The sequence below is a fragment of the Planococcus sp. TJ-302 genome, from assembly GCF_058268455.1.
Genome location: NZ_JBZDOI010000006.1, coordinates 58,511 through 66,802 on the forward strand (window position 1 = coordinate 58,511; position 8,292 = coordinate 66,802).

The window sequence follows — 8,292 nt, forward strand, 5'->3', positions numbered from 1 at the left end:
AAACTTCAATGAGAAAGCTACAACGTACAAGTTCTCAGCGTAAAGCACTATTACGTGACCTTACAACAGACTTAATCGTTCATGAACGCATTCAAACGACTGAAGCTCGTGCGAAAGAAGTTCGTTCAACTGTAGAAAAAATGATTACGCTTGGCAAACGTGGAGATCTTCACGCACGCCGTAAAGCTGCAGCATTTATTCGCCGTGAGTTAGTAACTACTGCTGACGCAGAAGGTAACGAAAACACAATCTTTGCTTTGCAAAAATTGTTTGATGACGTTGCACCACGCTACGCAGAACGCCAAGGCGGCTACACTCGCATCATGAAAATGGGGCCTCGTCGCGGAGATGGCGCACCAATGGTAATCATCGAATTAGTTTAATTTGAATCAGCAGATTCAAGTTAGATCCGTTGGCTGAACTTCAGCCAGCGGGACAATTGATTTATTGGAAGAGGGTTCATGCCCTCTTCTTTTAGCATTATGGTTTATACGACACTCATGAAAAGCTGAGCGTTATGATGAGCGAGTCTTCGGACGGCGTCTTGTCTAGCTCTACGCACCTCATTCAACCCTGGCTTAAGCAACCGGGGCGCCATAGAGACAGAAAAGCGCATTTCTCTGAATGAGGTGCGCGCTTTTTTTTATCCATTTTTAGTTTTACAATTGCTTAGGAGACCGAGTAGAGTAGAGGTAGTTTGCAATTAGAGGAGGCCAGCAGAGATGAATTCGATTATTATGTCATTTGAAAATGTGACATTTACATATGCGCCAGACGACGAATCGGTTCGGCCGGCAGTAGCGGACCTTTCTTTTACCATTGAGGAAGGAGAGTGGATTGCGCTGGTCGGGCATAACGGATCAGGCAAATCAACGATCGCCAAATTGATGAACGGATTACTGTTTCCGAAAGCTGGAAAGGTGACGGCAATGGGCAAACCGATGTCCGAAGAAACGCTATGGGACATCCGTTCCCAAATGGGCATGGTGTTCCAAAACCCAGACAATCAGTTTGTCGGGGCGACGGTGCAGGACGATGTGGCATTTGCCTTGGAGAATAACGGCGTCCCCCATGATGAAATGGTGGTGCGTGTGAAAGAATCATTGCGCCAAGTGAAGATGGAAGATTATATGGACCAGGAGCCTCATCATTTGTCTGGAGGGCAGAAGCAGCGGGTGGCAATTGCCGGAGCTTTGGCTTTGCGTCCGCGGCTGCTGATTTTGGATGAAGCGACTTCGATGCTCGATCCCCAAGGGCGGATGGAAGTGATTGAAACAATCAGGGAGCTGAGAGAAGCGACCGGCTTGACGGTCATCTCCATTACGCATGATTTAGAGGAAGCTGCGCTAGCCGATAGGCTGATTGTTATGAACCAGGGACATAAACAATTAGAAGGCAACCCAGAGCAAGTATTCCGTTCGGGCAGCGAATTGATGGAGCTGGGCCTGGATTTGCCATTTGCGATGCGCATGACGCATTTGCTTCGCGAAGAAGGCTTGGATATTAAAGGCGAGCATATGACAGAAGATAAGTTGGTGAATGAACTATGGACATCTTACTCCAAGATGTAGGATACAGCTACGCGAAAGATACGCCATTTGAAAAACGGGCATTGCATCACGTAAATCTGCATATCCCGTCAGGATCCTATACGGCAATCATCGGGCATACCGGCTCAGGGAAGTCGACCGTTTTGCAGCATCTGAACGCGCTGCTGAAACCGACGGAAGGCACTGTAATGATTGGTGAACGGAAAATAGAAGCGGGGACAAAAGCGAAGAACCTGCGCGATATCCGCCGCCAAGTCGGAATTGTCTTCCAATTTCCTGAGCAGCAGCTGTTTGATGAAACCGTCTTGAAAGACATCATGTTCGGGCCATTGAATTATGGCGTTCCAGAAGAAGAAGCAAGCCGGCGCGCTCGCGAATTGGTCCAGCAGCTCGGGCTTCCGATGGACGTGCTGGAAAAGTCACCGTTTGACCTGTCCGGCGGGCAAATGCGCCGTGTGGCGATAGCGGGCGTCCTGGCAATGGAGCCGGACGTATTGGTGCTTGATGAACCGACAGCGGGGCTGGATCCAAGAGGCCGCCATGAAATCATGGACCTTTTCTATAGGCTACATGTCGAAAAAGGGCTGACGACGGTATTGGTGACGCACAGCATGGAAGATGCCGCGCGCTACGCCGATCAGATCGCCATCATGCATGGCGGTAAATGTGTGGTGACAGGCGATCCAGTCACCATCTTTTCCAACGAAGAGCAATTGCATGATTATCGGCTCGAACCGCCGCGTTCGGTCCGCCTGCAACGGCAATTCGAAGAAAAGATGGGCATCAAATTGAATGGCATTTCTCTCACTGAGGAAGCATTAGCAAAAAACATTGCGCAGGCTCTTCAGAAAGGGCGTGATGTCATATGATAGAGAAAATGATCTTCGGCCGCTATATTCCCGGCGATTCAATCGTCCACCGGATGGATCCGCGTGCAAAAATCCTCTTCGTGTTTATTTTTATCGCAGTGGTTTTTGTGGCAAATAATGCGCTGACATATGGCATATTGCTGGGATTCACCCTTTTTGTTGTGTTTTTGTCGAAAATACGCCTGTACTTTCTTATTACGGGTTTGAAACCGGTCTTTATCCTATTGATATTCACGTTCCTTTTGCATATTTTCTTTACGCGCGAAGGGGACGTGCTGCTGAGCATCGGGTTTATCGAGATTTATGAGGAAGGGCTGCGGCAAGGTATTTTCTTGTCGGTCCGCTTTCTGGTGTTGGTGTTCATCACGAGCATCCTGACGCTGACGACTTCACCGATTTCCATTACCGATGGCATCGAAACCTTGCTGGGGCCGTTCAAGCGCGTCAAGCTTCCTGTGCACGAGCTGGCGTTGATGATGTCGATTTCGCTGCGCTTCATCCCGACTTTGATGGACGAGACAGGAAAAATCATGAAGGCACAGATGGCAAGAGGGTCGGATATCGGCTCAGGACCCGTGAAAGAACGCATCAAAGCGGTAGTGCCTTTGCTCATTCCGTTGTTCGTCAGCGCATTTAAGCGTGCAGAAGACTTGGCAACAGCGATGGAAGTGCGGGGTTACCGCGGCGGAGAAGGCCGTACCCGCTACCGCCAGCTGGACTGGGGCTTTAAAGATACATTCAGCATGGCGCTGCTTGTCGGTTTGACAGCTGTTCTTTGGTATTACCGGACATAAGGAGAGAAAGCATGAAACGAATGAAAGCGAAAATCGCCTATGACGGATCCGGTTTTGCGGGCTATCAAGTCCAACCGGATTCGCGTACAGTGCAGCAGGAATTGATGAAGGTTTTAAAGACAATCCATAAAGGTGAAGTTGTGCAAGTGGTGGCGAGCGGCCGGACGGATGCGAAAGTGCATGCGACTGGCCAAGTCATCCATTTTGACACGCCGCTGTCGATTCCAGACAGCGGATGGTTGAAGGCGCTCAACGTGCTTCTGCCAGAAGATATCCGTGTCGCGGAAATCCACGAGGCGCCTGAAGGTTTCCACGCGCGCTACCATGCCGCTGGAAAGACTTATCGCTATAAATGGGACCGCAGCCAAGTGATCAGCCCGTTCACCCGCAATTACATGGTGCATATAAAGCAGTGTCCCGACCTTGTGAAAATGCAGCAAGCGGCCGAAGCGTTTATCGGCACTCATGATTATTCGAGTTTCTGCGCAGTAAATACGGGCGTCGTCGATAAAGTGCGGACGGTAAGGCGCTTGGAATTTGAAGAGCATGGGGAAGAGCTCCACATGGTCATCGAAGGATCCGGCTTCCTCTATAATATGGTGCGCATCATCGCAGGCACATTGATGGAAGTGGGGCTCGGCAGAAAAAGCGTTTCGGAAGTGGCGGATATCATTAGTGCCAAAGAGCGGGGAGCGGCTGGTAAAACAGCTGCGGCTCACGGTTTATACCTTGAAAACGTGGAGTATGATGGCTGAAACAACTTTTCCTGGTGTATTTGGAAAAACCCTTGACTTTCCACCCGATTCGTTATAACATGATGTATGGTATTTTCATTACCCCCACGATATGCCCCGGAAGGTTATTTGTGTTAAGGGATAACGAAAAAACGGTACAACAGAACAACTGACATGTGCCAACGGAACTTGGGACATGATTAATAACAGATGATATTTTAGGAGGACAATATACATGCGTACAACATTCATGGCTAAAGGTCACGAAGTCGAGCGTAAATGGTTGGTTGTCGATGCAGAAGGGCAAACTCTTGGACGTTTAGCTTCTGAAGTCGCTTCAATCTTACGTGGTAAATACAAACCAACATTCACACCAAACGTTGACACTGGTGATCACGTGATCATCATCAACGCTGAAAAAATCCACTTGACTGGTAAAAAACTATCAGACAAAATCTACTACCGCCACACACAATACAGCGGTGGTTTGAAACAGCGCACAGCACTTGAAATGCGCACTAAATACCCGACTAAAATGCTTGAATTGGCTATCAAAGGGATGCTTCCAAAAAACTCTCTTGGCCGCCAGACGTTCAGAAAACTCCACGTTTACGCTGGACCAGACCATAACCACCAAGCACAACAACCAGAAGCTTACACGCTTCGCGGATAATTATACGTAAATAAGAGGAGGATACACCTTTGGCACAAGTTCAATATATTGGTACAGGTCGCCGTAAAAACTCTACAGCTCGCGTACGTTTAGTACCAGGAGACGGCACAATTACAATCAACAAACGTGACGTATCGGATTACGTTCCATACGAAACTCTTGAGCAAATCATCAAACAACCACTAGTTGCTACTGAAACTCTAGGAAGCTACGACGTCCTAGTAAACGTAAACGGCGGTGGATTCACTGGACAAGCTGGCGCAATCCGCCACGGTATCGCTCGCGCTCTACTTACTGTAGACCCTGCTTTCCGTCCAGCGTTGAAATCTGCTGGGTTGTTAACACGTGACCCACGTATGAAAGAACGTAAAAAACCAGGTCTTAAATCAGCACGTCGCGCACCTCAGTTCTCAAAACGTTAATTTCAAATTATACACAAAGCACTTTCCGAAGCAATTCGGAAAGTGCTTTTTTGTGGAAGCAAATAGTTAGCAGCCGCCTAAAAGTGTAAAATGAAAAAAACGGATGAAGGAGATGGGAATATGAATCGGATCAATCTTATTTGTTTAGGAGTCAGGGATATGGAAAGGTCGGTAAAATTCTATCGGGACGGACTAGGGTTTAAGACTGATGAAAAAAGAGATAACCCGGAAATCGTATTTTTTAATTCTTCCGGTACGAAATTGGAGCTTTATCCTTTAGAGGATCTGGCGAAAGACATCAACGAAGCCAATCCGCCAAGCGGGAGCGGGTTTTCAGGTATTACGCTGGCCTATAACGCAAAAATAAAGGAAGAAGTGGACGAAACCATCGCTTTAGCGAAAGCAGCGGGAGCAGAAGTCGTTAAAGAACCGAGAGATGTTTTGTGGGGAGGCTATTCCGGGTATTTCAAAGATCCTGATGGCTATTATTGGGAAGTTGCCTGGGGGCCGGACTTTAAGTACGATGACAATGAAATGTTGGATTTTAGATGATGTAATAATGTCTGGTTTTATTTGAAATGGACGGAATGCATGGAGCACGATTTTTTGCTGCCAGCTCCATGGCGTTTCTTCATGACCAAAATCGAGTGCCTTTCCATAGAAGGCAGAATTGATTTAAAATAAAGTCCGCTATGTTATACTTTACGGTGAGCAAAAGTGAGAAGGAGTGTATCAATATGTTAAATGAAGCACAAGTTCGCGAATTACTGGGGACCCTGCAAGACCCGTTTTTACATAGATCGCTGACTGAAACGAACGGCATTACATCCGTCACGATAAAAGAAGAGAAAAACCACGTCAGCGTGAAGTTGGCTATCGCCAAAACGAATACGCCTGAACAGATGCAGCTGCAGATGAAAGTTGTCGAAATTCTGAAAGAAGCGGGAGCGGGTTCTGTCGGAATCCGTTTTGAAGAGCTTCCTCAGGAAGCATTGGCTCAATTCCGCGGTACTGCGAATGAATCAGAAGCACAAGACCTGCTGTCGCCATTGAACAAGGTTGAATTCATTTCAATCGCCAGCGGAAAAGGCGGCGTCGGCAAATCGACAGTGTCAGTAAACTTAGCTGTCGCCCTTGCGCGCCTAGGCAAAAAAGTCGGCTTGATTGATGCAGATATCTATGGTTTCAGTGTGCCGGATATGATGGGCATCGATAAATCACCTGTCGTCCGCGGCAATACGATCATTCCGGTTGAACGCTTCGGCGTCAAAGTAATCTCGATGGGCTTTTTCGTCGAAGACAATATGCCGGTTGTGTGGCGCGGCCCAATGCTTGGGAAAGTCTTGGATCAATTCTTCCGCGATGTAGAATGGGGCGAATTGGATTATTTGCTGCTGGACTTGCCGCCAGGGACAGGGGACGTAGCGCTGGACATCCATCAGATGCTGCCGGCCTCTAAAGAAATCGTCATTACGACACCGCATCCCACTGCAGCATTTGTAGCTGCGCGCGCAGGTGCGATGGCCATCCAAACCAATCACGAAGTTTTGGGAGTCATCGAGAATATGTCGTGGTTCGAAAGCAAAGAAACGGGCAATAAGGAATACCTTTTCGGCCAAGGAGGCGGCCCGAAGCTTGCTGAAGAGCTGCAGGCTCCATTGCTGGGCCAGATTCCACTGGGCCAGCCGGATTGGAACGAAGCGGATTTCGCGCCGTCAGTTTACACGGCAGACCATCCGATTGGGGAAATTTACGAAGACATCGCCATGCAATTGCTAAATCAATTCGCTAAAAAATAATGAATGGAGTCCGGCCGTGCAATGTGCAGCCGGACTTTTTCTATTTATGAACAGAATGCCACCAATTTCATGGTTTGTTCACATCAATGGGTCGGGCTTAATGGATTTTTTGCCGCCAGGTTGGTACAATCTTAAGAGGATTTCATACAATGGAGGCATTAACGTGACGATACGAAATTGGGTTAAATTTTTTATAAATGCTATTTTTATCGGCGGAGCGATTACCGGGATACTCGGTTTGTTCATCCGCTGGGATGACGTTTTCGCAGAAGCTTTCGCGAATGGGCAATGGGGAGAGGTTCTTGCCGGCTTTGCTTGGATGGTTGTTGTGGGGATGACGATGAGCATGATCAGCCAGATGGGCTTTTTTGCATATCTGACAATACATCAATTCGGAGTCAATATGTTCCGGACGCTGCGCTTATGGAATTGGGTTCAGCTGTTGATCATTGCAATCGTCATCTTCGATTTGATTGTCTTCCGTTTTGCGCCGAACGCAGAGACGGGAAGCCAGCAAGTGCTATATGGCGTGCTGTTGGCCATTTTGCTAGGCGCTTCATTGATTACCGCTTATTTCAAAGCGAAATGGACGACGAAGAGCACATTCATTTCAGCGCTGTTCTTTATGATCGTCATTACGACTTTGGAATGGCTTCCGGCTTTGATGGTCAAAGCAGATAACATCGACAGCTGGGTAGCATTGCTGCTGTTTCCGTTCCTGGCAGTCAACGCTTACCAGCTATTGGCTTTGCCGAAGTACAATGCCAAATCGGATATTGACCGCGAGAAGCTTGAAGAGCGTAAGGCTGCACGGAGACTGGCAGCCCAAGCAAGCCCGAAAAAATAAGAGACGCAAAAAAGCCGACCGGATTTCTCTCTCTGAGAAATCCGGTCGGCTTTTTTCGAGGAGAGAGGGGGATCATTTGCCGGAAAAAATTAGCGCAAGAAAAACGCGGAATTTTCCAACGCGGCTTTCTTGCGGACGGCTGGCAGCTGGTGCGGCTAAAACAAGAGATGAGGAATGCAGATGGCGCAAGGCTTTAGGCGCTATTGAGAAAAGGAGTGCGAAGAAAGAGGGAGGGAAAGAAAAAGAACTGAAGGAAAAAATCTAAAAGGTGTTGACAGGAGTATAAACATGCTTTAATATAATAAAAGTCGCCAAGCAACAACGAGCTACACAAACACAGATGGCGGCACAAACATGAACCTTGAAAACTGAACAGTAAAACGTCAACAACACGCAACGGCCGCGCAAAACGGCCCGCGCAAAACTACTGATCAGCATTACGCAGATCAAAGCGAATCGTGCGTCTTCGGACGGCGATACGCCAGCAGTATTGAGCAATCAACACTACTCTATAATGGAGAGTTTGATCCTGGCTCAGGACGAACGCTGGCGGCATGCCTAATACATGCAAGTCGAGCGGAACGTCGGGAGCTTGCTCCCAACG

At 48.0% G+C, this 8,292-nt stretch carries 10 protein-coding genes and 1 rRNA gene; all 11 read left to right on the forward strand.

Annotated features, from left to right (window positions below; genetic code table 11):
• Positions 1–8 precede the first annotated feature (8 nt).
• Positions 9–383 carry a 50S ribosomal protein L17 gene (gene rplQ / locus AC4EHB_RS16650; RefSeq protein WP_135500650.1) on the forward strand — a complete coding sequence of 125 codons (375 nt, stop codon included), beginning with the start codon at positions 9–11 and terminating at the stop codon, positions 381–383.
• Positions 384–722: 339 nt separating this feature from the next.
• On the forward strand, positions 723–1,571 hold the full coding sequence (locus tag AC4EHB_RS16655) for an energy-coupling factor ABC transporter ATP-binding protein (protein ID WP_490982077.1): 849 nt from the start codon (positions 723–725) through the stop codon (positions 1,569–1,571).
• Positions 1,547–2,419, forward strand: a complete 873-nt coding sequence (locus AC4EHB_RS16660; RefSeq protein WP_490982078.1) for an energy-coupling factor ABC transporter ATP-binding protein — start codon at positions 1,547–1,549, stop codon at positions 2,417–2,419. Before AC4EHB_RS16655 ends, AC4EHB_RS16660 begins: the two co-directional genes overlap by 25 nt.
• Entirely contained in the window at positions 2,416–3,213 is a 798-nt protein-coding gene (locus AC4EHB_RS16665; protein WP_490982079.1) for an energy-coupling factor transporter transmembrane component T family protein, read from the forward strand. The genes AC4EHB_RS16660 and AC4EHB_RS16665 overlap by 4 nt, the downstream gene beginning before the upstream one ends.
• Positions 3,214–3,224: 11 nt before the next feature.
• Positions 3,225–3,968 (forward strand): tRNA pseudouridine(38-40) synthase TruA, encoded by a 744-nt coding sequence (gene truA, locus AC4EHB_RS16670; protein WP_490982080.1) that lies wholly within the window; start codon positions 3,225–3,227, stop codon positions 3,966–3,968.
• Positions 3,969–4,182: 214 nt separating this feature from the next.
• Positions 4,183–4,620: a 50S ribosomal protein L13 gene (gene rplM, locus AC4EHB_RS16675; protein WP_490976695.1), complete on the forward strand. Its 438-nt coding sequence runs from the start codon at positions 4,183–4,185 to the stop codon at positions 4,618–4,620.
• Between the two features lie 29 nt (positions 4,621–4,649).
• Positions 4,650–5,042, forward strand: a complete 393-nt coding sequence (gene rpsI / locus AC4EHB_RS16680) for a 30S ribosomal protein S9 (RefSeq protein WP_135500656.1) — start codon at positions 4,650–4,652, stop codon at positions 5,040–5,042.
• Between the two features lie 120 nt (positions 5,043–5,162).
• Positions 5,163–5,594 (forward strand): VOC family protein, encoded by a 432-nt coding sequence (locus AC4EHB_RS16685; RefSeq protein ID WP_490982081.1) that lies wholly within the window; start codon positions 5,163–5,165, stop codon positions 5,592–5,594.
• A 185-nt stretch (positions 5,595–5,779) separates the two neighbouring features.
• Positions 5,780–6,841 (forward strand): Mrp/NBP35 family ATP-binding protein, encoded by a 1,062-nt coding sequence (locus AC4EHB_RS16690; RefSeq protein WP_490976697.1) that lies wholly within the window; start codon positions 5,780–5,782, stop codon positions 6,839–6,841.
• 163 nt (positions 6,842–7,004) lie between these two features.
• On the forward strand, positions 7,005–7,688 hold the full coding sequence (locus AC4EHB_RS16695; protein ID WP_490982082.1) for a KinB-signaling pathway activation protein: 684 nt from the start codon (positions 7,005–7,007) through the stop codon (positions 7,686–7,688).
• A 511-nt stretch (positions 7,689–8,199) separates the two neighbouring features.
• Positions 8,200–8,292: ribosomal RNA gene (locus AC4EHB_RS16700) — 16S ribosomal RNA — on the forward strand; the annotation flags it as partial.

Coding starts and splice junctions, on each gene's coding strand:
- rplQ (WP_135500650.1), top strand. CDS start 9: ATGAGAAAGCTACAACGTACAAGTTCTCAGCGTAAAGCACTATTACGT.
- AC4EHB_RS16655 (WP_490982077.1), top strand. CDS start 723: ATGAATTCGATTATTATGTCATTTGAAAATGTGACATTTACATATGCG.
- AC4EHB_RS16660 (WP_490982078.1), top strand. CDS start 1,547: ATGGACATCTTACTCCAAGATGTAGGATACAGCTACGCGAAAGATACG.
- AC4EHB_RS16665 (WP_490982079.1), top strand. CDS start 2,416: ATGATAGAGAAAATGATCTTCGGCCGCTATATTCCCGGCGATTCAATC.
- truA (WP_490982080.1), top strand. CDS start 3,225: ATGAAACGAATGAAAGCGAAAATCGCCTATGACGGATCCGGTTTTGCG.
- rplM (WP_490976695.1), top strand. CDS start 4,183: ATGCGTACAACATTCATGGCTAAAGGTCACGAAGTCGAGCGTAAATGG.
- AC4EHB_RS16685 (WP_490982081.1), top strand. CDS start 5,163: ATGAATCGGATCAATCTTATTTGTTTAGGAGTCAGGGATATGGAAAGG.
- AC4EHB_RS16690 (WP_490976697.1), top strand. CDS start 5,780: ATGTTAAATGAAGCACAAGTTCGCGAATTACTGGGGACCCTGCAAGAC.